Consider the following 23,182-nt stretch of genomic DNA (forward strand, 5'->3'; position numbering starts at 1 on the left):
AGCGGGCCGAGGCCACCGCCAAGCTCAAGGACCTCGCCGCCACCCGCACCGAACTGGGCAGCAAGAAGAAGGAAGTCCAGGGCAAGCTCGCCGAGGCGCAGAAGCTGCTCAACACGCTCACCGCCCAGGAGAAGCAGCAGCTCGCCGCCGCCGAGCAGACCCGCGCCACCCGGGGCACCGAGCGGGTCTCCATGGGCAAGATCACCCCGGGCAGCGGCCACGCGGGCGCCGCCTTCTCCGCCGCCCAGAGCAGGATCGGCAGCCCGTACGTCTACGGCGCCACCGGCCCGTCCTCCTTCGACTGCTCGGGCCTGACCTCCTGGGCGTACGCGCAGGCCGGCGTCTCCATCCCGCGCACCTCCGAGGCGCAGGCCAACGCCGGCCAGCGCATCTACTCGCAGAGCCAGCTCCAGGTGGGCGACCTGGTCCTGTTCTACGGCGACCTGCACCACGTCGGCCTCTACGCCGGCAAGGGCATGGTCCTGCACGCCCCGCACACCGGTGCCAACGTGCGCTACGAGTCGATCGGCAACATGCCCTTCCAGTTCGGCGTGCGCATCTGACGCGGAGGCACCCCGTCCCGCACCTCGGCCACCGCACGCACACCGTCTGCCCCGGCCTGCGCACCGCACACCCCCGCACGCTGTCACACCGCCCGAACGGGCGAATCGCATCAACGCACGCTGACCCCACGCCCCGCCCCTGACCTGTGTCGGAGGCGGGGCGCCCGGTTGCGCGCCCTCCGAGGTCTTTGGCCGGTGCCCGTCGGCGCGGCTACTGTCGGGCGCGTTTCCCCCCTGCCGCCGCGGCGCATCCGCCCGGCCCACGGCAGCGGGGGAGGCAGTCCGTGCTGGCCAGTGGAGGAGTTCGGCTTCCTGTGGGGTCCCATCGCCGCCTTGCACCATCCGCGTCCGACCGGGGCACCGGTGCCGCCCGCGCCGCCGTCACCCTGCTGTCCGCGGCGGCCGCCGCGCTCGGCGCCCTCCCGGTCACCTCGGCCGCCGCCGCACCGCACGGCGACCCGCGGGCGGAGGTGGACCGGCTCTACCACGAGGCCGAGCAGGCGACCCAGGCCTACGACCGGGCCGACGAGCGCGCCGATGTGCTGCGCCGTCAGGTGCGCGACGCGCAGGACCGCATCGCCCGGCACCAGCAGCACGTCAACACGCTGCGGGAGTCGATCGGTTCGCTGGCCGGGGCGCAGTACCGCTCCGGCGGCATCGACCCGTCCCTGGCGCTGCTGTTCTCCCGCGACCCGGCCGAGTACCTCGACAAGGCGACCACGCTCGACCGGATCGGCGCCCACCAGGCCGGCGAACTCCAGGAACTGCGCCACGCCCTGCGCGCACTCGCCCAGGAACGCGCCGAGGCCACCGGCGCGCTGGCCGAACTGGAGAAGAGCCGCAGGGCCGTCGCCGCCCACAAGCACACCGTCGAACGGAAACTGGCCCAGGCCAGGCGGCTGCTCAACTCCCTCGACCGCTCCCAGCGCGACGCCTACGAGCGGGCCTCCCGCTCGGCCGGCGACGGCCCCCTGTCCGGTCGCGACGACCTGCTGTCCGGTCCCGGCGGGGGCCTCGCCGCCTCCTCGCGCGCGGCCGCCGCCGTCGCCGCGGCCCGCTCCGCCCTCGGCCGCCCCTACGTGTGGGGCGCCAACGGTCCGGCCGGGTTCGACTGTTCGGGCCTCATGCAGTGGTCGTACGCCCAGGCCGGGGTGCACCTGCCGCGCACCTCGCAGGAGCAGCGCTACGCCGGCCGGCGGATCCCGCTCTCCCAGGCCCGCCCCGGCGACCTCGTCGTCTACCGCTCCGACGCCAGCCACGTGGCGATGTACGTGGGCGGCGGCCGGGTGATCCACGCCCCCTACCCGGGCGCCCCCGTGCGCTACGACTCCGTGCACATGCTGCCGGTCTCCTCGGTCACCAGGGTCTGACGGCGCGCCCGAGCGGTCGTACGATCGGAAAATGGCTGGTCGAGGGCGGGTGCCGGGAACGATGGCGGCGGCGGCGTCCCTGCTGCTCGCCTCACTGACGGCCTGCGGCGGGCACTCCGCCACCGACACCGCCCGTGACCAGGTGCAACGGCTCCTCGACTCGCGTGCGGCGGCGGTCCTCCACCACGACCCGGCGGCCTACGCCACCACCGGCGACCGGGCGCCGTACACGAAGCTCGACGCCGTCCCGTTCACCGCCTGGTCCTATCGCGTCACCGCCCTGCACCGCAGCGGCGGCCGCACCACCGCCGACGCCGACCTGAGCTACCGGGTGACCGGCTACGACACCGCCCCCGTCACCGTCGGGCGCACCGTGACCCTGTCCACCACCGCCGACGGGAAGTGGTACGTCGACTCCGACCGTCCCGCGCGCGGCTTCGCGCAGCAGCTGTGGGACCAGGGGACCGTGTCGGTGGTGCGCGGCCGCAGCAGCATCGTCCTCGGCGTCGGACAGAGCGCCGGGGCGCTGCGCGGTTACGCCGGGCTCGCCGACCACGCGGTGCCCGCCGTCTCGGACGCGTGGGGCACCGACTGGAGCCGGCGGGTGGTCGTGCTCGTCCCCGGGTCGCTGGACGGGATGGCCGCGCTGCTCGGCTCACCCGCCGACGACTACCGCGGCATCGCCGCCGTCACCACCGGCGAGGCGGGCGGCGGCGGGCGGGCGCCGGCCGACCGGGTCGTCGTCAACCCCGACGCCTACAGCCTGCTCGGCCCGCTCGGCAGACAGGTCGTGCTCACCCACGAGACCACCCACGTCGCCACCCGCACCCACACCGACGCCGCCACCCCGCTGTGGCTGTCCGAGGGCTACGCCGACTGGGTCGGCTACCGGCGCTCGGGCCGCACCCCCGAGCAGGCCGCGCCCGAACTCCAGCACGCCGTGGCCGACGGGCAGGTGCCCGCCGCGCTGCCGTCCGACAAGGACTTCGGCTTCGCCGGGGACCCCACCCGCCTCGCCCAGGCCTACGAGGGCGGCTGGCTGGCCTGCCGGATGATCGCCGCGCACTGGGGCGAGGACCGGCTGGACGCCTTCTACCGCGCCGTCGGCGCGCACCAGCGGCGGGCGGGGGCGGTTGAGGACGCGCTCCGCACGGAGCTGGGCACGACCCTGCAGCGGTTCACCGGGCAGTGGCGGGAGTACGTGCGGGCGCAGCTGGGGTGAGGGCGTGCGGGGGCCGCGGGGCCGGGGGGAGCTTTCGGGAGGGAGAGAGCCTTCAGGAGGCGGGGGACGGCTGCCTGCCGTGGGCGGCGGTCTGCTCCGGCAGGGCCGGCTGCCCGCCCCCGGCGGCGGGGCGCCACAGCCCCCGGGCGGCGCTCACCGCGGCGGCCACCAGCAGCCCGTTGCGCAGGAACAGCAGCGTGACGCCGAGCAGGTCGCTCGCCACGACGTTCCCGAAGTACACCGGGAACTCCAGCACCGTCACGAAGGCCGCGGCCAGGACCAGACCGACCGGCAGCCGCATCCGGCTCCTCGCGAAGGTCCCGCAGACCGCGCCGAGCCCCACCAGCCACACCAGGTACTGCGGACTGATCACGCGGCTGGTGACCGTGAACAGCAGCACCGCCGTGAACGCGGCGTCCGCGACCGTGTGCGGCGCCGGGGACGGCACCTGGTGCCGCGCGGTCCGCCGTGAGCGCAGCCGCCACCACAGCAGCCAGCCGAAGGCCGCCGCCGTCAGCGCCTGGGCGCCCGCGCTCACCGCACCGACGTGCGGACCGATGAACTCCATCGAGCCGTAGTGGAGCTGGACCTCACCGCGCCAGCCGAGGTGCCGGGCCACGTGCAGGACGAGCGCGCCCACGGACTCCACCTCCGTGCCCCGGCCGCCCTGCGCGCCCAGGAACGACAGCGCCCCGGGCACGAGGGCCGCGCACAGCGCCACCGGCACGGCCGCCGTCACGGCCGCCGCCGTCCACGCCCGCCGCCCGGCCGCCGCCCGCGCACCCGTCAGGAGCAGCACCGGCCACACCTTGAGCAGCGCCCCGAAGCCCGCCAGCGCCCCCAGGACACGTGGTCTGCGGGCGCCCGCGAGGAGCGCGGCCACGGCGACCGCGGTCACCATCACGTCGTAGCGGGCGTACAGGGTCGGGCCCAGCAGGGGCGCGCCCGCCGTCCACACCCAGGCACCGCGCAGCGGGCGCCCGGGTGGCCGGCCGCCGTACAGCAGCAGGCACAGCACCGCCAGGTCCGCCGCGCACGCCAGGACGAAGAACGCCGGGGCGTAGCCGAGGAACGGCAGCGCCGCCGGGGCGAGGACGGCGAGCGCGGCGCCGGGCGGGTACTGCCAGGCGACGTCACCGGAGGGGAAGACGCCCTGCCGCAGCACGTCGTACCAGTCCCGGTAGATCACGGACACGTCGCTGGTGACGTCCGGCCCCGGGAAGTCCAGCACCCCGGACACGACGAGCAGCAGCACCGCCCGGGTCAGCACCCAGGACGCCAGGAGCCCCGCCAGAAGCCCCGCCCGGGGCACCGCCCGGGCCGCCGCAGGGAACCCGGCCGGACGCCCCGCCGTGCCCGCCTCGTCCACCACGGCCACTCCCCGTCCCTCCGCACCGGCTGCCGTCCCGGGCTCCCATGCTGCCCCGGGCCCCGGTGGGCGGGCCACGCGAGTACCGCCGCACGGGGGCCGGCGGGGCGGACGGACGGCCGCGAGGACTCCGGCCGGGCGGGGATCCGGGTCGGGCGGGCCGATTGGGTAGGGTCTGCGGCGATGCACAAGACCCTCGTCGTCACCAACGACTTCCCGCCCCGCCCCGGCGGGATCCAGGCGTTCCTGCACAACATGGCGCTGCGGCTGGACCCCGAGCAACTCGTCGTCTACGCCTCCACCTGGAAACGGAGCGCCGAGGGCGTCCGGGCGACGGCCGCCTTCGACGCGGAGCAGCCCTTCACCGTCGTGCGCGACCGTACGACGATGCTGCTGCCCACCCCGGACGTCACCCGGCGCGCGGCCGGCCTGCTGCGGGAGCACGGCTGCACGTCGGTGTGGTTCGGCGCGGCGGCCCCGCTGGGGCTGATGGCCCCCGCGCTGCGCAGGGCCGGGGCCGAGCGGCTGGTGGCCACCACCCACGGCCACGAGGTCGGCTGGGCCCAGCTGCCCGCGGCACGGCAACTGCTGCGCCGCATCGGGGAGTCCACGGACACGATCACCTACCTCGGCGAGTACACCCGCTCCCGGATCGCCGCCGCGCTGACGCCCGCCGCGGCCTCGCGGATGGTGCAGCTCCCGCCGGGGGTGGACGAGAAGACCTTCCACCCGGGATCCGGCGGTGACCAGGTGCGGGCCCGGCTCGGGCTCACCGGCCGGCCGGTGGTCGTGTGCGTCTCCCGGCTGGTGCGGCGCAAAGGGCAGGACACCCTGATCCGGGCCATGCCCGCGATCCTGGCCGCCGAGCCGGACACGGTGCTGCTGATCGTGGGCGGCGGCCCCTACGAGAAGGACCTGCGGCGGCTGGCGCGCGAGACCGGCGTGGCCGCCTCCGTACGGTTCACCGGACCGGTGCCCTGGAGCGACCTGCCCGCCCACTACGGGGCCGGTGACGTCTTCGCCATGCCCTGCCGCACCCGGCGCGGCGGACTCGACGTCGAGGGCCTCGGCATCGTCTACCTGGAGGCGTCCGCGACCGGACTGCCCGTCGTCGCCGGCGACTCCGGCGGCGCGCCCGACGCCGTGCTCGACGGCGAGACCGGCTGGGTCGTGCGCGGCGGCTCCCCCGAGGAGACCGCCGACCGCGTCACCGCCCTCCTGGCCGACGAGGAACTGCGCCGCCGGATGGGCGAGCGGGGCAGGCAGTGGGTCGAGGAGAAATGGCGCTGGGACCTGCTGGCGGAACGCCTGCGCGAGCTGCTTTAGAGCTGCGGACAAAAGGGGCGCCCGGCTCGCGACGCCCGGCACGCACGCTCGCGGCGTTGCCGGAAGGCCCTGGTAGCTCCGCTACAAGGACCTTCCGGCGCCTTGCGATCGCACGCACCGGACGCCGCGAGCTGCGGGGCGGAGCCCCGCGGGGGCCCGCCTTGCCGCTCACCGGGTCGGACGGCCGGCGGGCGAACTCCCTGCGGGGTCCGGATCCCCGCGAGGGCGCGTCTGACAACCGACCGGGTCGGACGGGCCGGCGGGTGGACTCCCCGTGGGGTCCGGACCCCCGCGAGGGCGCCCGGCGGCCCGCCGAGCCGGGCGGCGGGAGGGGCGGCGAATCCCGCCCTCCGCCGCACTACTTCGCGTAGATCGCCTCGATCTCGTCCGAGTAGTCCTTCGCCACCACGTTCCGCTTCAGCTTCAGCGACGGAGTCAGATGTCCCGACTCCTCGGTGAACTGCGCCGCCAGCACACGGAACTTGCGTACGGACTCCGCCTTCGACACCGCCGCGTTGCCGTCGTCCACCGCGCTCTGGACCGCCGCGAGCAGATCCGGGTCCTCGCGCAGCGACGCCGCGGTGGACCCCGCCGGCTTGCCGTGCTCGGCGCACCAGCGGCCCAGGAACTCCTCGTCGAGGGTGACCAGCGCGCCCACGAACGGCCGTCCGTCCCCGACCACCATGCACTCGGCGACCAGCGCGTGCGCCCGGATGCGGTCCTCGATCACGGCCGGTGCGACGTTCTTGCCGCCCGCGGTGACGATGATCTCCTTCTTGCGGCCGGTGATCCGCAGGTACCCGTCCTCGTCCAGGGTGCCGATGTCACCGGTGTGGAACCAGCCGTCCGCCAGCGCCTCCGCGGTGGCGGACGGGTTGTTCCAGTACTCCTTGAACAGGTGCTCCCCGTGCAGCAGCACCTCCCCGTCGTCCGCGATCCGGATCACCGAACCGGGCAGCGGCTGCCCGACGGTGCCGATCTTCGGCCGGTCCCAAGGATTGAAGGCGGTGGCCGCGCAGGACTCCGTCAGCCCGTAGCCCTCCAGCACGGTGAAGCCGATGCCGCGGAAGAAGTGACCGAGCCGCTCACCGAGCGGGGCGCCGCCCGAGATCGCGTACTCGCCGCGCCCGCCGAGCACCGCGCGCAGCTTGCTGTAGACCAGCTTGTCGAACGCCTTGTGCCTGAGCTTGAGGCCGAACGACGGACCGGACGCCGTGTCCAGCGCCCTGCTGTAGGCGATCGCCGTGTCCGCCGCCTTGTCGAAGATCTTCCCCTTGCCGTCCGCCTGGGCCTTGGCGCGCGCCGAGTTGTAGACCTTCTCGAACACCCGCGGGACGCCCAGTATCAGCGTCGGGCGGAACGCGGCCAGCTCGTCGGTGAGGTTCTTGATGTCCGGGACGCAGCCCAGCTTGATCGGCGCCATCATCGGCGCGATCTGCACCAGCCGCCCGAAGACGTGCGCGAGGGGCAGGAACAGCAGCACCGAGCACTCGCCGGTGCGGAACAGCGGACGCAGCCGCTCCACCACGTTGCCGCACTCGGCGAAGAAACTGCGGTGGGAGAGCACGCAGCCCTTGGGACGCCCTGTGGTGCCGCTGGTGTACACGATGGTCGCCGGGTCGTCGGCCTTCGCCAGCGAACCGCGCTCCTCGACCGTGGCGTCGCTGATCCCCTGGCCCGCCCGGCCCAGCTCCGCGACCGCACCGGCCTCGATCTGCCAGACGTTCTTCAGCGCGGGCAGGCTCTCGCGCACCGACTCCACGGCGGCGGCGTGGGCGTCCGTCTCCACCAGGCAGGCCGTCGCCCCCGAGTCGCCGAGGATCCACTGCACCTGCTCGGGCGAGCTGGTCTCGTACACCGGCACGGTGACGGCGCCCGCGCTCCAGATCGCGAAGTCCAGCAGCGTCCACTCGTAGCGCGTGCGGGACATCAGGCCGACCCGGTCGCCGGGCTGGACGCCGGAGGCGATCAGGCCCTTGGCGGCGGTGTGCACCTCGGCGAGGAAGTCCCGCGCGGTGACGTCCTGCCAGACGCCACCCGCTTTGCGGGCGATCACGGCGACCTCGGGATGCTGCGCGGCGTTTCTGCGGACGATGTCGGTCAAGTTCCCGTCCGTGGGGACCTCGTACAAAGCCGGAAGGCTGAACTCGCGCAAGACTGCTGCTCCTCATAGGGCGCCGGCGCCACGACGTTGTGTGATGCGACGGTGCGGTCCAAGGCTCGGTCGGGTGCCCAGGGGCTTCGCCAGGGAGCCGCTTCGGGCCCGGTGGTTGAAATCCAGAGCACGACTGGACTGCCCGGAGGTTACCCGTCGGTATGCCTTTTTCGACAGGGGGTCCCCGTGAGATGTTCGCTGCGTCACACGATGGGTGTTTCCTCGCGCACAGTAGTCGACCGGCTGAACGACTGGCCAGTAACCGCAGGTCCGGCCGCCAGTGTTCACCGCATACCCTTTGTCTCCATGGCACCCACACCACCCCGTCACAGCGGCACACGTGTCCATGTGGTCAGCGACGTGCACGGCAACGCCCGTGACCTGGCCCGGGCCGGCGAGGGTGCCGACGCCCTGATCTGCCTCGGCGATCTGATCCTCTTCCTCGACTACGCCGACCACTCGCGCGGGATCTTCCCCGACCTGTTCGGCGTGGAGAACGCGGACCGCATCGTCGAGCTGCGCACCGCCCGCCGCTTCGGCGAGGCACGCGAACTCGGCGCGCGGCTGTGGGCCGGCCTGGACGGCGACCGCGCCCAGGTCGTCGAACAGGCCGTGCGCAAGCAGTACGCCGAACTCTTCGCCGCCTTCCCCGCCCCGACGTACGCCACCTACGGCAATGTCGACATGCCGCCCCTGTGGCCGGAGTACGCCCGCGAGGGCACCACCGTTCTCGACGGCGAACGCGTCGAGATCGGCGGCCGCGTCTTCGGCTTCGTCGGCGGCGGCCTGCGCACCCCCATGAGAACGCCGTTCGAGATCAGCGACGAGGAGTACGCCGCGAAGATCGAGGCGGTCGGCGAGGTCGACGTGCTGTGCACCCACATCCCGCCCGACGTGCCCGAACTCGTCTACGACACCGTCGCCCGCCGCTTCGAACGCGGCAGCCGCGCCCTGCTCGACGCCATCCGCCGCACCCGCCCCCGCTACGCCCTGTTCGGCCACGTCCACCAGCCGCTGGTCCGGCGCATGCGCGTCGGCGCCACCGAGTGCGTGAACGTCGGCCACTTCGCCCGCACCGGCACACCCTGGGCCCTGACGTGGTGACCACGTCCACCCGCGGGCGCGTCCTTCCCGCCATGTCCGCAGGTGGGGGTGGAGTCCGCCGCTCGCCTGCGCGGTAGCCTTCACGCTGCACACCCGTGCGCACGACGACCGACTTCCGGCCCGTATCTGGAGGAGCCACGGCGATGGCGGAACACACCAGCTCGAGCATCACGATCGAGGCGGCCCCCGCCGACGTCATGGGGGTGATCGCCGACTTCGCCCGCTACCCCGACTGGACCGGCGAGGTCAAGGAGGCCGAGGTCCTCAGCACGGACGGCCGCGGCCGCGCCGAGCAGGTCCGCCTGGTCATGGACGCGGGCGCCATCAAGGACGACCAGACCCTCGCCTACACCTGGACCGGTGACGACGAGGTCTCCTGGACCCTGGTCAAGTCCCAGATGCTGCGCTCCCTCGACGGCTCCTACCTGCTCCGGCCGGCCGGCGCGGGCGCCACGGAGGTCACGTACCGCCTCACCGTCGACGTCAAGATCCCCATGCTCGGCATGATCAAGCGCAAGGCCGAGAAGGTCATCATCGACCGCGCCCTGGCGGGACTGAAGAAGCGGGTCGAGTCGGGCGAGACCCACGACGGGTTCCACGAGTCCGAGAAGTAGCGGAAGCCGCAGGGCCACGCCGCCACTGCCCGCCCCGCGTCAGGGCTCACCGTCCGCCGGGCGCGTGCCGCCGCGGGCCGCGCGTCCTGACGCGCCGGCCGCGGGAGGTCCGCAGGGGCGCGCCGGTGCCGGCGGCACGAGCGCGCGGAGCGCGTGGCGCCGAGCACGCACGCGCCGGCGGCACCGGCCCGGGCGCCCCGCAGGCGGACGAGCCGCCGGACACGGCTAGCGTTCAGCCCCATGCGCACCCTGCTGATCACCGGACCGGGCGGTTCCGGTCGTACCACCGTGGCCGCGGCCACCGCGACCGCCGCCGCCCGCGAGGGCACCCGCACCCTCGTCCTCAGCGGCGACCGCACCGACACCCTCGGCGCGGCCCTGGGAGTGCCCACCGGCGCGCGCCCCGGACCGGCCGCCCCGGACCTCACCGCCTGGCGTCCCGACGCCGCCGCCGGCTTCCGGGCCGACCTCGCCGCCTTCCAGGACCGCGCCGCGAGCGTCCTCGACCTGCTGGGAGCCTCCCGGCTGGACGCCGAGGAGGTCACCCCCCTGCCCGGCGCCGAGGAACTCGCCCTGCTGCGCGCGCTGCGCGACGCCGCCCTCAGCGAGCGCTTCGAGCTGCTGGTCGTCGACCTGCCGCCCGCTCCGCAGGCCCTGGCCCTGCTCGCCCTCCCCGCGGAACTCCGCCGCTACCTGCGCCGCCTGCTGCCGCCCGAGCGGCAGGCCGCCCGCGCCCTGCGCCCGGTCCTCGGCCGCCTCGCCGGTGTCCCCATGCCCGCCGACCGGTTCTACGAGACGGCCGCCCGCTGGGACGTCGAGCTGGCCGCCGTCGAGGCCGTCGTCGCCGACCCGGGCACCGCCGTCCGGCTGGTCGCCGAGCCCGGCCCGGCCGGCACCGACGCCGTCCGCGACACCGCCCTGGGCCTGGCCGTGCGCGCCCTGCCCGTCGAGTCCCTGGTCGCCAGCCGCGTCCTGCCCGACGCCCCGGCGGACTCCTGGCTGGCCGGTCCGGCCGCCCAGCAGCGCAAGGCTTTGGAGGAGTGGGGCCAGACGTACACCGTCCACCCGGCCGCCCACCTGGGCCGGGACCCGCGCGGCCCGGACGACCTCGGCGCCCTCGCCGTCCCCGCGACCGGACCGGCCCCCCTCACCGCCCCCGTCGAGTGGCCCGTCGAGGACCGGCTGGCCGAGGACGGCGTCCTGGTGTGGCACATCCCGCTGCCCGGCGCCCGGCGCGACGAACTGGACCTCGTGCGGCGCGGCGACGAACTCGTGCTCACCGCCGGCGGTTTCCGCCGCATCGTGGGCCTCCCCTCGGCGCTGCGCCGCTGCACCGTGGCCGGCGCCGCCCTGCGCGAGGGCGAGCTGCGCATCAGGTTCGCGCCGGACCCGGCGCTCTGGCCCCGCGACAGGTGAACCGGCGCCCCGCGTTCGGGTAACGTCGGAAGGACGAACCGTAGTCAGGAGTGCGCCATGAGCGAAGAGCGCCCACCGTCCGACGACGCCGCACGGGACGACGCCGCTCAGCGGACCGAGGAGGAGCGCCGGGCCGCGGACGCGGACGCGTGGGCCACGGCCTGCGCGGAGGACCTGGAGGCGGAGAAGGCCCGGCGCCGCGCCCGGTACGGGCCGCCCCCGGGTTCGGCCGCCGAGGAACTGCGCAAGCTCGTCGACACCGTCGCCGACAAGCTGTCCTCGCTGCGCTCACCGCTGCTCGGCCCGGTCGCCGGGCCCGCCGCCCAGGAGATGGTGCGGCAGGTCGTGCAACAGGCCAGGGCCGCCGTGGAACCGGTCCGCGAACGCAATCCGGACGTGTTCGGCCACCTCGCGGCGGCCGGCGGCGAACTGCTCGCCGCCTACCGCTCCGCCGTCCAGGCCCAGGAACGCCGCTGGACCTCCCGTACGGGCGGCGCCGAGGACGACCGCAGGGACGGCGGCCCCGGCGAGGACGGCCCGTGGGACAGCCCCCGCCGAGGCCCGCAGGACGGCCCGCACACCCGTCCGAGCGGCGGCGGGGAGGGGCCCGGCGACCGCCGCGACAAGGGCGAGGGCACCGGCGGCGGGGAACGCATCGACCTGGACTGACCCTCCGCCGGGACACTGCCGCCGGGACCCCGACGGCAGTGCCTCGGGTACGGTTGGCCGTAGCGGGGCTCGACCGGAACTGAGGGATTCATGGGACTCACCATCGGCGTCGACATCGGCGGCACGAAGATCGCGGCCGGCGTGGTCGACGAGGAAGGCAACATCCTCTCGACCTTCAAGGTGCCGACCCCCACCACACCCGAGGCCATCGTGGACGCCATCGCCTCGGCGGTGGAGGGCGCACGCGCGGGGCACGACATCGTCGGCGTGGGCATCGGCGCCGCCGGATACGTCAACCGGCAGCGCTCCACCGTCTACTTCGCGCCCAACATCGACTGGCGCCAGGAGCCGCTCAAGGAGAAGGTCCAGGCACGCGTCGGCCTCCCCGTCGTCGTGGAGAACGACGCGAACGCCGCGGCCTGGGGCGAGTACAAGTTCGGTGCCGGCAAGGGCCACCGCAACGTCATCTGCATCACGCTCGGCACCGGCCTCGGCGGCGGCATCATCATCGGCAACAAGCTGCGCCGCGGGCACTTCGGCGTGGCCGCCGAGTTCGGGCACATCCGGATGGTCCCGGACGGCCTGCTGTGCGGCTGCGGCTCGCAGGGCTGCTGGGAGCAGTACGCCTCCGGGCGCGCCCTCGTGCGCTACGCCAAGCAGCGCGCCAACGCCACCCCGGAGCGCGCCGAGGTGCTGCTCGCCCTCGGCGACGGCACCCCGGACGGCATCGAGGGCAAGCACATCTCCATGGCCGCCCGCCAGGGCTGCCCGGTCGCCGTCGACTCCTACCGCGAGCTGGCCCGCTGGGCCGGTGCGGGCCTGGCCGACCTGGCGTCCCTGTTCGACCCGTCCGCCTTCATCGTGGGCGGCGGCCTCTCCGACGAGGGCGACCTGGTCCTCGACCCCATCCGCAAGTCGTACAAGCGGTGGCTGGTCGGCGGCAACTGGCGTCCGGTCGCGGACGTGATCGCCGCCCAGCTCGGCAACAAGGCCGGACTGGTGGGCGCGGCCGACCTGGCCAGGGAGCCCGACCCGGTCATGTGAGGCACCCGCCGCGGGGGCCGGCTCCGGCCGCCCGCGGCGCACACGAGGCCATGAGCGCCCACCGTCCCCTCCGTCCGGGCCGGTGGGCGCCGTCGTACGGGCAGGCCGCGGGCCGGCGCAGGAGACCGCGGGGACGGCGGACCGGCGCGCGCGGGTACCCGGGAGACCGGGCGGACCGCCGTGCGGGAGCGGTTCCGCCGCCGCGTATGTTGATCGTCATGCAGCTGCCCAACTCCCGCACTGAACCCGACGGTTCCGCCGTCGTCCGCGTCCTGAGCCTGAACATCCGGTCGATGCGGGACGACACCGCCGCCCTCGCCCGGCTGATCAGCGCCTGCGCGCCCGATCTGGTCCTCCTCCAGGAGGCGCCCCGGTTCTTCCGCTGGCGCAAGAAGCTGGCGCGGCTGGCCTCGGCGTCGGACCTGGTCGTCCTCACCGGCGGTGCGACGGCCGCGGGGCCGGCGGTGCTGTGCTCGCTGCGGGCCACGGTCGAGCGCACCGAGGACGTCCTGCTGCCGCTCACCCCCGGCCTGCACCGGCGCGGCTTCGCCACCGCCGTGGTCCGGTTCGGGGGCGCCCGGCTCGGTGTGCTCGGCTGCCACCTCTCGCTCGACAAGGAGGAGCGGTACGCCCAGAGCGGCATGCTCCTGGACCGGATGGCCGGGATGGGTGTGGAGCACGCGGTCGTGGGCGGCGACCTGAACGAGGGGCCGGAGGGACCCGCCTTCCGCCGGCTGGCCGGCGCGCTCCAGGACGGCTGGGCCACGGCGCCGTGGGGCGGCGAGCACACCTGGACGGCCCGCGACCCGCACCGGCGTATCGACGCGCTGTTCGCGACGCGGGGCGTCGAGGTGCTCGGCTGCGGGGTGCCGCACGGTCTGCCCTCGGTGACGGAGGCGGACCTGAAGGCGGCCACGGACCACCTTCCGGTCCTGGCGGCCCTCCGCATCCCGGCCGGCGCCTGACGCTGACGCGCCCGGCGCCGGCGGCGCCCTGTCCCGCGCCCGGCGCGGCGGCGCCGTCCCGCCGCCCTGGACGACGGCGCCGTCCCGCCCTGGCCGGCGGCGCCCTCCTGCCCTAGACGACGGCCCCGCGGCCGGGGTCGTCGTCCTCCTCGTCGCCCGGGTTCATGCGGGCCACCAGGGTGGCGACACCGCCGATGAAACCGCCGATGCCGAGGGTGGTCAGCCACCAGGTCATGTCCCAGCCGAGCAGGACGGCCAGCAGGAGCAGGACGGGCCCGCCGATCACGCCCAGCCAGGCGAACTTCGCGGTCGCGTCCGCCTCGGGCAGCGGCGGCGGCTCCGGCGGGACGAAGTGGCCCTCGTCGTCCGCGTCGAAGTCGTCGTCGGAGGGCTCGCGCGACGCGAAGTCGCGCGGACCCGTACCGGGTGCGGCGAGGCCGGGCGCGAAGGACACCGAGCTGCCCAACGGCTTGGCCGGGTTCTTCCCGCCGCCCTCGGCTCCGTCCGCGTCCGGCGGTTCGGGCAGCATCAGGTCCTCGATGGGCTTGAAGGGCCTGGCGCCCGGCGGGTCCGGCGGCTCCTGCCCGTATCCGGCGACGATCGCGGCCCACGCCGCCTCCTCGTCGAAGCCGGCCCCACCCGCATCGGACCCGGCGCCACCGGCGGAAGCCCCGGTGCCGCCGGAACCGGCGGGAGCCCCCGAGCCGTCGGCACCCGTGGAACTCCCGGGGCCACCGGCACCCCCGGCGCCGCCGGAACCGCGAGGACCGGCAGAACCCGCGGAATCCAGGGAGCGGCCGCCGGCCTCGGCCGGCTCCACGGCCTCGGAAGCCTTGACCGGCTCGGAAGCCTTGACCGGCTCGGAAGCCTTGACGGGCTCGGCGGGCAGCACCGTCTCCTCGGACCGCCCGGCGCTCCCCGGCCCCCCGGTCCGCGCCGACTCCACGACGTCCGCCGGGTCCACGGCATCCGCCGGTCCTTCGGCGTCCACGGCGCCCCCGGCGCCCACCGGAGCCGGGGCGCCCACCGGGCCCACGGCCTCCACCGATCCCACGGGATCCCCCGCCTGCACGGGCTCGACCGGCTTGACGTGGTCCCCGGGCCGCCCGGAGTCCGCTGCCCGTACCGGCTCCGCGGGCCGCGCCGGGTCGGCCGTGGGCTCGCGGTGCTCGCGGCCCTCGCGGTCGGAGTCGTGCTCAGCCACCTGCGGCCGTCCCTTCCTTGCCGACACTGGGTGCGATCCGGCCGATGAAGGCGAGACTCTCCTCGAAGATCCGGTCCGCGTCGTGGTCCAACGTCGCGACGTGGTAGCTCTGTTCCAGCAGGATCTCCGTGACGTCCACGGAGGAGACCCGGCTGAGGATCCGCGCCGAGTCGGCGGGCGGCACCACGTGGTCCTGCGGGCTGCGCAGGAGCAGCAGCGGCTGCGTCACCTGCGCCAGTTCGCCGTCCACCAGCCGGAAGAAGGTCCGCAGGGAGTGCGCGCAGTGCAGCGGCACCCGGTCGTAGCCCAGCTCCGCGCCGTCCTCCTTCGCGATGTCGCTGGCGATGCCCTTCGTCGTGCGCACCAGGTGCCGGGCCACGGGCAGCGCGTACGCGGACAGACCGTGCACCTTGTTGGCCGGGTTGACCACCACCACCCCGGCCACCGCGTCCCCGTGCTTGGCGGCGAGCCGCAGCGCCAGCGCGCCGCCCATGGACAGCCCGGCCACGAACACCCGCGCGCAGCGCTCGCTCAGGGCGCGCAGCTCGCGGTCCACCTCCGCGTACCAGTCCTGCCAGCCGGTGACCTGCATGTCCTCCCAGCGCGTGCCGTGCCCGGGCAGCAGCGGCAGCGAGACCGTCAGGCCGTGCTCGGCCAGGTGATCGGCCCAGGGGCGCAGCGACTGGGGGGAGCCGGTGAAGCCGTGGCAGAGGAGGACGCCGACCTCGCCGCCCTCGTGGCGGAACGGCTCGGCTCCGGGGAGGACCGGCACGTCGGTCTCCTGTTCGTGAAGTGGGCTGGGCACGTCGGTGACAGGTGTGCGGCGCGGCAGGGTGGTGCGCCGACGGCACCCGGCAGCCGATCGCGGGTACTTCACCGTACGCGACGGCACTGACACCGACCAGGGCCGCAGGCGCCTTCCGCGCCGCTGCGGGTTATGGTCTGAGCGACACACACGGGAGGCAGTCGGTTGTTCTACGGCACGATGAAGGTCGCCATCGGGGGGCCGCTGAAGCTCGCCTTCAGGCCCTGGGTGGAGGGCGTGGAGAACATTCCGGCCGAGGGCCCCGCCATTCTGGCCAGCAACCACCTCTCGTTCTCGGACTCGTTCTTCCTGCCCGCGGTGCTCGACCGCAAGGTCACGTTCATCGCCAAGGCCGAGTACTTCACCACGCCCGGCGTGAAGGGCCGGCTGACCGCCGCGTTCTTCAAGGGCGTCGGCCAGCTCCCCGTGGACCGCTCCGGCGCGCGCGGTGCGGGCGAGGCGGCGGTGAAGAGCGGCATAGAGGTGCTGGAGCGCGGCGAGCTGTTCGGCATCTACCCGGAGGGCACCCGCTCGCCCGACGGGCGCCTCTACCGCGGCAAGCCGGGGGGCCTGGCCCGGGTGGCGCTGGCCACCGGGGCGCCGGTCATCCCGGTCGCCATGATCGACACGGAGAAGATCCAGCCGCCCGGGAAGGTCGTCCCCAAGCTGATGCGGCCGGGGATCCGGATCGGCGAGCCGCTCGACTTCAGCCGGTACCAGGGCATGGAGCACGACCGTTTCGTGCTGCGCGCGGTGACCGACGAGGTCATGTACGAGATCATGAAGCTCTCCGGCCAGGAGTACGTCGACATCTACGCGACCGCGGCCAAGCGGCAGATCGCGGAGGCGGCGAAGGCGGAGAAGGAGGCCGGGAAGGCCGAGAAGGCCGAGAAGGAAGCGGAGAAGGCGGAGAAAGAGGCGGAGAAGGCGGCGCGGACCGCCTCCGCGCAGGGCGGGTCCGGAGCCGGGAAGAGCCCGGTGGGCCCCGAGCGGGAGACGGACGCGCACTAGGGTCTTCTCGCGGATCGGGGCGGGCAGCCGGGGCCGCGGTGCCGGACCCCGCGAGCCCGGCGGCGCGATCCGAACGGGAGGCCCTGGCGCTCCGGGGGGCGCACGGGGACGGAACGGGGACTGGGGGGACATGGCCAGGCGCGAGCGCGTCATGAGGATGTCGGTCGAGCAGCCGCTGTGGCGTGCGCTCACCGCCTACCGGGTGCTGACCCTGTTCTACGCGGTGGGCCTGTTCGCCACCGCCTACAGCCGTTTCCCGCACCCCTGGGTCGCCATCGGGTACTACTGCGTGCTGTTCGTGTGGACCCTGGCCACCCTGCCCCGGGTGGCGAGCGCCGCGCACTGCACCAAGCGCTTCCTCGCCGCCGACCTGACGCTCGCGGTGGGCGGCATCCTGCTCACCCCGCTCGCCGACACGCACGCGCGGATCGCGGGCGGCGGCCCGACGCTGCCGTCGATATGGACCGCCGGCTCCGTCCTCGCCTTCGCCGTCAAGGGCGGCTGGCGCTGGGCCGCCGTGGCCTCCACCGCGGTCGCCCTCGCCAACCTGGTCGAGCGCGGCACCCCGGCCCGCGACACCGTGCACAACGTGATACTGGTCTGGGTCGCCTCCATCGCCATCGGCTACGTCGTCGAGGTGGCCCGCGCCTCCGAGCGCACTCTGGCCCGCGCCCTGGAGATCGAGGCGGCGACCAGGGAGCGCGAGCGGCTGGCCCGCGACATCCACGACAGCGTGCTCCAGGTGCTCGCCATGGTGCAGCGGCGCGGCGCGGTCATCGGCGGCGAGGCGGCGGAACTGGGCCGGATGGCGGGCGAGCAGGAGGTGGCGCTGCGCACCCTGGTCTCCGGCGGGCTGGTCCCCGTCTCGCGGGTCTCCCACGACGCGGCCGACGGCGCGGTGGTCCGGGTGGTCGAGGAGCACGAGGAGCACGGGGAGCACGGGGAGGAGAACGGCGGCGAGCCGGTCGACCTGCGCGCGCTGCTCGCCCCGTACGCCGGTTCCCGGGTCAGCCTCGCCGAGCCCGGCGCCCCGGTCCCGCTGCCGCCCGCCGCCGCCCGGGAGGTGGCCGCCGCGGTCGGGGCCGCGCTGGACAACGTCCGCCGGCACGCGGGTCAGGACGCGCGCGCGTGGATCCTCGTCGAGGACGAGCCGGACGCCGTGCTCGTGACCGTGCGCGACGACGGGCCCGGCATTCCGGCCGGGCGGCTCGCGCAGGCCGAGGGCGAGGGCCGGCTCGGGGTGGCCCAGTCGATCCGGGGCCGGCTGCGCGACATCGGCGGCACCGCCGAACTGGTCTCGGTGCCCGGCCAGGGCACGGAAGTCGAACTGAACGTACCGAAGCGGGCGAAGCCGGCGCGGGGGAAGGCGGAGAGCCGATGAGCACACAGCAGGACCCGATCAAGGTGATGGTGGTCGACGACCACCCCATGTGGCGCGACGCCGTCGCCCGCGACCTGGCCGAGTCCGGACTCGACGTGGTCGCCACGGCGGGCGACGGCGAGCAGGCGGTGCGCCGTGCCAAGGCCGCGGCGCCGGACGTGCTCGTGCTGGACCTCAACCTGCCCGCCAAGCCCGGTGTGCAGGTCTGCAAGGAACTCGTCGCGCACAACCCGGCGTTGCGGGTGCTGGTGCTCTCCGCCAGCGGTGAGCACGCCGACGTGCTGGAGGCCGTGAAGTCGGGCGCGACCGGCTACCTGCTGAAGTCGGCCTCGACGGAGGAACTGCTGGACGCGGTGCGCCGGACCGCCGTCGGCGACCCGGTGTTCACGCCCGGGCTGGCCGGGCTGGTCCTCGGCGAGTACCGGCGCCTGGCCGCCGAGCCGGCGCCCGCGGACGCCGTCGCCGACAGCGGCCCGAAGGCACCCCGGCTCACCGACCGCGAGACCGAGGTGCTGCGCCTGGTCGCCAAGGGCCTGAGCTACAAGCAGATCGCCGAGCGTCTGGTCATCTCGCACCGCACCGTCCAGAACCACGTGCAGAACACCCTCGGCAAGCTCCAGCTGCACAACCGGGTGGAACTGGTCCGCTACGCCATCGAGCGCGGACTCGACGGCGAGTAAACCCGCGTACGCGGCCCACCCACTCTTTCGAGTGGATTCGCGGTGATCAACTACCGGACATTCCACCGGAATTGACTTTTCCGCCCATGTCGGAGTGACGTGGGTCACCATTAACGTGCCCTTCACCAGGCAACCGCGGCGAAGGGACATTTCCATGCGCGTCGGAGTACTGACCGGTGGCGGCGACTGCCCCGGGCTCAACGCCGTCATCCGGGGCGTCGTCCGCAAGGGCGTGCAGGAGTACGGCTACGACTTCGTCGGCTTCCGGGACGGCTGGCGCGGCCCCCTGGAGAACGACACCGTCCGCCTCGACATCCCCGCCGTCCGCGGCATCCTGCCCCGCGGCGGCACCATCCTCGGCTCCTCGCGCACCAATCCGCTCAAGCAGGAGGGCGGCATCCGGCGCATCAAGGACAACCTCGCCAAGCAGGAGGTCGGGGCGCTCGTCGCGATCGGTGGCGAGGACACCCTCGGTGTGGCCGCGCGGCTGAGCGACGAGTACGGCGTGCCCTGCGTGGGCGTGCCCAAGACCATCGACAACGACCTGTCGGCCACCGACTACACCTTCGGCTTCGACACCGCCGTCTCCATCGCCACCGAGGCCATCGACCGGCTGCACACCACCGCCGAGTCCCACATGCGGGTCCTGGTCTGCGAGGTGATGGGCCGTCACGCCGGCTGGATCGCCCTGCACTCCGGCCTCGCGGGCGGCGCCAACGTCATCCTCGTGCCCGAGCAGCGCTTCGACGTCGACCAGGTCTGCGCCTGGATCACCTCCCGGTTCAAGGCGTCCTACGCCCCCATCGTCGTCGTCGCCGAGGGCGCCATGCCCAAGGACGGCCAGATGGTGCTCAAGGACGAGTCGCGGGACTCCTTCGGGCACGTCCGGCTCTCCGGGGTGGGGGAGTGGCTGGCCAAGGAGATCGAGAGGCGCACCGGCAAGGAGGCCCGGACCACCGTCCTCGGGCACATCCAGCGCGGCGGCACGCCCAGCGCCTTCGACCGCTGGCTCGCCACCCGCTTCGGCCTGCACGCCGTCGACTGCGTCCACGACGGCGACTTCGGCAAGATGGTCGCCCTGCGCGGCACCGACATCGTCCGTGTCCCGATCGCCGAGGCCACCGCGAAGCTGAAGACCGTGGACCCGAAGCTCTACGAGGAGGCGGGGGTCTTCTTCGGCTGACGGCGCGGCCCGGGCGCGGTGCCGGTCCGGTCACGGTGCGGGCCGGTCGTGGTGCGGGTCCGGTCACGGTGCGGGCCGCGCGCGGTGCGGTCCGGTCGCGACGTGACGCGGCACGGCCGTGGTGCGGCCCGGTCGCGCGTGGGCAGGGGCCGTCTGTCGTCCGTCCCCGTATATTCGGGTATATGGCGCATTCGGCCCATGTCCCACCAGAACGGGAGCCGCTGTGGAGATCCTGGCCTTCGGAGTGCAGGCCGACGAGAAGCCCCTGATCGAGCACGCCTTCCGGGACCACCACGAGGTCCGCTGCCTGGACGTCTTCCTCAACGAGGACACCGCGCCCATCGCCGCCGGCTACGAGATCGTCTCCACCAGCGTCAACGCCGAACTGGGCGCCCGCGTCCTGGAGACCCTCGCGGCCGGCGGCACCCGGCTGGTCGCCCAGCGCTCCACCGGGTTCAACAACATCGACCTGCACGCCGCCGAACGGCTCGGCCTGACGGTCGCCCGCGTGTCCTCCTACTCGCCGTACGCGGTCGCCGAGTTCGCCTGGGCGCTCGCCCTCGCCGTCAACCGGCGCATCGTGCGCGCCTCCACCCGCACCCGCGACTTCGACTTCCGGCTCGACGGGCTGATGGGCCGCGACCTGCACGGCCGCGCCGCCGGAGTGATCGGCACCGGCAAGATCGGCGAGGCGTTCGCCCGGATCGCCCACGGCTTCGGCATGCGGCTGCTCGGCTGGGACATCGCCGAGAACCCGTCCTGCATGGAACTCGGCATGAAGTACGTCCACAAGGACCAGCTCCTCGCCGAGTCCGACCTGGTCTCCCTGCACGTCCCGCTGATGCCCCAGACCCAGCACCTGATCGACGCCCGCGCCCTGAAGACGATGAAGGACGACGCGATCCTGGTGAACTCCAGCCGCGGCGGCCTCGTCGACACCGCGGCCCTCGTCGCCGAACTGCGCGAGGGCCGCTTCACCGGCGTCGGCCTGGACGTCTACGAGTCCGAGGAGGGCGTGTTCTTCCTCGACAAGTCCCTGGAGGCCATCGAGGACGACACCCTCGCCCGCCTGGTCACCTTCCCCAACGTCCTGGTCACCTCCCACCAGGCGTACTACACCGAGGACGCCCTGCGGCAGATCGTCGACACCACGGTGCGCAACGTCCTGGACTACAAGGCGGGCCGCCGTTCGGAGAACGTGCTGGTGCCGCACAGCTGACCCACCAGGCCCGTCACCACGGCCGCCCCGTTCAGCGTCAGCACCGACTCCGGGTGGAACTGCACCGAGGCGAAGCCGGCGCCGCGCAGCGCGTGCACCTCGCCGCTCTCGCCGCGGCTCACCTCGATGCCGTGCGCGGCCAGTTCGGCGTGGGCCTCGTCGTCGCAGCGGGCCACGAAGCTGTTGTAGAAGCCGACCGTCTCCGGACGCCCGAACAGGTCGATCACCGTCTGCGCGCCCTGGTACGGCACCTCCTTGCGGACGATCTCCAGACCCAGCTCGGCCGCGATCAGCTCGTGCCCGAGGCAGACGCCGAGCAGGCCGTGCCGGTGGCCGGCGATCACCTCGGCGGTCAGCGCGCGCAGCGTCCGCATCTTCGGATCGGCCGGGTCGGAGGGGTCACCGGGGCCGGGCCCGAGCACGACCGGGCCCTCGTGGGCGAGGACGGCCTCCCGCAGCCCGGGCTCGTCGTGGCGGCGGACGGTGACGTCCAGCCCGGAGGAGCGCAGCACGTGCGCGAGCATCGCGGTGAACGTGTCCTCGCCGTCCACCACCAGGGCGTGTCCGGACAGTACGTCCGACGCCTCCTGCATCCGCAGCCAGAACGGCGCGAGCGAGGCCCGGCGCCCGTCCAGCGCGGCCCGCACCCGCGGATCGCCGGCGAGGCGGGGCAGCTCGCGCTCCGCGCGCGGCCGGGAGGGGCCTACGCCCAGCGCGGCCAGCACGCCGGCCGCCTTCGCGTGGGTCTCCGCGACCTCGCCCGCCGGGTCCGAGCCGCGCACCAGCGTCGCGCCGACCGGGACGCGCAGCCGGCCGGCCGCGTCGATGTCGGCGGTCCGGATCAGGATGGGGGAGTCCAGGGTCTGGGCCCCGCCCGCGTCCCGGCCGAGCAGCGCCAGCGCGCCCGCGTAGTAGCCGCGTCCGCCGGTCTCGTGGCGTTCGATGACCCGGCAGGCGTTCTGCACCGGCGACCCGGTGACCGTCGCCGCGAACATGGTCTGCCTGAGCACCTCGCGCACGTCCAGCGACGACCGCCCGCGCAGCTCGTACTCGGTGTGCGCGAGGTGCGCCATCTCCTTCAGCCGCGGCCCGACCACGACCCCGCCCATGTCGCCGACCGTGCACATCATCTTCAGTTCCTCGTCGACGACCATCGACAGCTCCTCGATCTCCTTGCCGTCGGCGAGGAAACCGAGCAGGTGCCCGGCGGTCGGCCCCCCGGCGGGATAGCGGTACGTGCCGCTGATCGGGTTCATGACGACCGTGCCGCCGGACATCCGCACGTGCACCTCGGGGCTCGCGCCCACCAGCGTCCGGTCCCCGGTGTGCACGACGAACGTCCAGTACGCCCCGCGCTCGCCCTCCAGCAGCCGCCGGAACAGCGCCAGCGCGTCGGCCCGGGAGAATCCGGGGATCGCGCCCTCGTACGTCCGCCGGATCACGAAGTTGGCGCCCTGGCCCGTGCCGATCTCCTCGCGCAGCACCCGGTCGACGATCCGCGCGTACTCCTCGTCACCGACGTCGAAGCCCCCGCCCTCCACCCGGACCTCGTGCGCGGGCAGTTGCGCCAGCGCCCCGGCGAGCGGGAGGGCGTACGTCTCCTCGGGGACCAGCACCGTCAGCGGGGTGCCGTCGTCACGGACGTCGAAACCGCGCTCGCGGATCTGCCGGAACGGCACCAGCGCAAGGCCCTGGCCGGGCAGGTCCGCGAGGCGCTCGCACGTGGTCACCGGGCCGAGGAACACTTCGACCAGGTCGTGGTCGTGCCCCGGGGTGCGGCGCCGGAGCAGCGCGAAGGGGCGGTCGTCGTGCAGGAGCCGAGCCAGGTCCATGGTTCCTCTTCCGTCGATGGGAGCGACCGGTGCGGTCACGGATGCGGTGA

At 74.2% G+C, this 23,182-nt stretch carries 20 protein-coding genes; 15 read left to right on the top strand and 5 right to left on the bottom strand.

Going from position 1 to position 23,182, the window contains the following annotated elements:
- From IG64_RS33720 to IG64_RS33730, 3 genes are all read left to right on the top strand, one after another.
- Window positions 1-563, top strand: a 563-nt coding sequence (locus IG64_RS33720; protein WP_037863413.1) for a C40 family peptidase, incomplete at its 5' end; no start/stop codon positions are given.
- Window positions 564-877: 314 nt separating this feature from the next.
- A complete protein-coding gene (locus IG64_RS33725; RefSeq protein WP_037863416.1) occupies window positions 878-1,933 on the top strand; it encodes an NlpC/P60 family protein in 1,056 nt (351 codons plus the stop codon).
- Between the two features lie 31 nt (window positions 1,934-1,964).
- Window positions 1,965-3,155 carry a hypothetical protein gene (locus tag IG64_RS33730; protein WP_078884374.1) on the top strand — a complete coding sequence of 397 codons (1,191 nt, stop codon included), beginning with the start codon at window positions 1,965-1,967 and terminating at the stop codon, window positions 3,153-3,155.
- A 52-nt stretch (window positions 3,156-3,207) separates the two neighbouring features.
- Here the strand turns inward: IG64_RS33730 and IG64_RS33735 are convergent, their stop codons facing one another.
- Entirely contained in the window at window positions 3,208-4,524 is a 1,317-nt protein-coding gene (locus IG64_RS33735) for a glycosyltransferase 87 family protein (protein ID WP_420710032.1), read from the bottom strand.
- A gap of 183 nt (window positions 4,525-4,707) precedes the next feature.
- On the opposite strand from IG64_RS33735, the gene IG64_RS33740 reads away from it, so the two are divergent.
- Window positions 4,708-5,850 (top strand): glycosyltransferase family 4 protein, encoded by a 1,143-nt coding sequence (locus IG64_RS33740; protein ID WP_037863420.1) that lies wholly within the window; start codon window positions 4,708-4,710, stop codon window positions 5,848-5,850.
- A gap of 358 nt (window positions 5,851-6,208) precedes the next feature.
- Here IG64_RS33740 and IG64_RS33745 read toward each other — a convergent pair whose 3' ends face one another.
- On the bottom strand, window positions 6,209-8,005 hold the full coding sequence (locus IG64_RS33745; protein WP_037863422.1) for an AMP-dependent synthetase/ligase: 1,797 nt from the start codon (window positions 8,003-8,005) through the stop codon (window positions 6,209-6,211).
- A gap of 348 nt (window positions 8,006-8,353) precedes the next feature.
- On the opposite strand from IG64_RS33745, the gene IG64_RS33750 reads away from it, so the two are divergent.
- The 6 genes from IG64_RS33750 (at window position 8,354) to IG64_RS33775 (ending at window position 13,817) form a co-directional block, all read left to right on the top strand.
- The gene (locus IG64_RS33750) at window positions 8,354-9,109 is read left to right on the top strand and encodes a metallophosphoesterase family protein (RefSeq protein WP_037863424.1); all 756 of its coding nucleotides are present in this window, start codon (window positions 8,354-8,356) and stop codon (window positions 9,107-9,109) included.
- 143 nt (window positions 9,110-9,252) lie between these two features.
- Window positions 9,253-9,723, top strand: a complete 471-nt coding sequence (locus tag IG64_RS33755; RefSeq protein ID WP_037863426.1) for an SRPBCC family protein — start codon at window positions 9,253-9,255, stop codon at window positions 9,721-9,723.
- Between the two features lie 240 nt (window positions 9,724-9,963).
- Window positions 9,964-11,139: an ArsA family ATPase gene (locus IG64_RS33760; protein WP_037863427.1), complete on the top strand. Its 1,176-nt coding sequence runs from the start codon at window positions 9,964-9,966 to the stop codon at window positions 11,137-11,139.
- Window positions 11,140-11,196: 57 nt separating this feature from the next.
- A complete protein-coding gene (locus IG64_RS33765; protein ID WP_037863428.1) occupies window positions 11,197-11,808 on the top strand; it encodes a DUF5304 domain-containing protein in 612 nt (203 codons plus the stop codon).
- A gap of 90 nt (window positions 11,809-11,898) precedes the next feature.
- Window positions 11,899-12,852, top strand: coding sequence for an ROK family glucokinase (locus IG64_RS33770; RefSeq protein ID WP_037863429.1), 954 nt, complete (start codon window positions 11,899-11,901; stop codon window positions 12,850-12,852).
- Between the two features lie 218 nt (window positions 12,853-13,070).
- Complete coding sequence (locus IG64_RS33775) at window positions 13,071-13,817, top strand: endonuclease/exonuclease/phosphatase family protein (protein ID WP_420710031.1); 747 nt, start codon at window positions 13,071-13,073, stop codon at window positions 13,815-13,817.
- A gap of 112 nt (window positions 13,818-13,929) precedes the next feature.
- On the opposite strand, the gene IG64_RS42600 is transcribed toward IG64_RS33775, so the two are convergent.
- Together IG64_RS42600 and IG64_RS33785 are read right to left on the bottom strand one after the other, a co-directional pair.
- The gene (locus IG64_RS42600; protein ID WP_037863476.1) at window positions 13,930-14,418 is read right to left on the bottom strand and encodes a hypothetical protein; all 489 of its coding nucleotides are present in this window, start codon (window positions 14,416-14,418) and stop codon (window positions 13,930-13,932) included.
- Between the two features lie 595 nt (window positions 14,419-15,013).
- Complete coding sequence (locus IG64_RS33785; protein ID WP_037863432.1) at window positions 15,014-15,793, bottom strand: alpha/beta hydrolase; 780 nt, start codon at window positions 15,791-15,793, stop codon at window positions 15,014-15,016.
- A gap of 198 nt (window positions 15,794-15,991) precedes the next feature.
- On the opposite strand from IG64_RS33785, the gene IG64_RS33790 reads away from it, so the two are divergent.
- The 5 genes from IG64_RS33790 (at window position 15,992) to IG64_RS33810 (ending at window position 21,300) form a co-directional block, all read left to right on the top strand.
- The gene (locus IG64_RS33790) at window positions 15,992-16,837 is read left to right on the top strand and encodes a lysophospholipid acyltransferase family protein (RefSeq protein WP_234438697.1); all 846 of its coding nucleotides are present in this window, start codon (window positions 15,992-15,994) and stop codon (window positions 16,835-16,837) included.
- 130 nt (window positions 16,838-16,967) lie between these two features.
- Window positions 16,968-18,218 carry a MacS family sensor histidine kinase gene (gene macS / locus IG64_RS33795; RefSeq protein WP_037863433.1) on the top strand — a complete coding sequence of 417 codons (1,251 nt, stop codon included), beginning with the start codon at window positions 16,968-16,970 and terminating at the stop codon, window positions 18,216-18,218.
- On the top strand, window positions 18,215-18,898 hold the full coding sequence (locus tag IG64_RS33800; protein ID WP_037863435.1) for a response regulator: 684 nt from the start codon (window positions 18,215-18,217) through the stop codon (window positions 18,896-18,898). Before macS ends, IG64_RS33800 begins: the two co-directional genes overlap by 4 nt.
- A 154-nt stretch (window positions 18,899-19,052) precedes the next feature.
- Window positions 19,053-20,081 carry a 6-phosphofructokinase gene (locus IG64_RS33805; RefSeq protein WP_037863436.1) on the top strand — a complete coding sequence of 343 codons (1,029 nt, stop codon included), beginning with the start codon at window positions 19,053-19,055 and terminating at the stop codon, window positions 20,079-20,081.
- Window positions 20,082-20,304: 223 nt separating this feature from the next.
- The gene (locus IG64_RS33810) at window positions 20,305-21,300 is read left to right on the top strand and encodes a 2-hydroxyacid dehydrogenase (protein ID WP_037863438.1); all 996 of its coding nucleotides are present in this window, start codon (window positions 20,305-20,307) and stop codon (window positions 21,298-21,300) included.
- On the opposite strand, the gene IG64_RS33815 is transcribed toward IG64_RS33810, so the two are convergent.
- Window positions 21,252-23,132 carry an anthranilate synthase family protein gene (locus IG64_RS33815; protein ID WP_037863440.1) on the bottom strand — a complete coding sequence of 627 codons (1,881 nt, stop codon included), beginning with the start codon at window positions 23,130-23,132 and terminating at the stop codon, window positions 21,252-21,254. The genes IG64_RS33810 and IG64_RS33815 overlap by 49 nt on opposite strands.
- Window positions 23,133-23,182: the final 50 nt, after the last annotated feature.

The organism is Streptomyces sp. NRRL S-340, from assembly GCF_000720185.1.
Classification (GTDB): domain Bacteria; phylum Actinomycetota; class Actinomycetes; order Streptomycetales; family Streptomycetaceae; genus Streptomyces.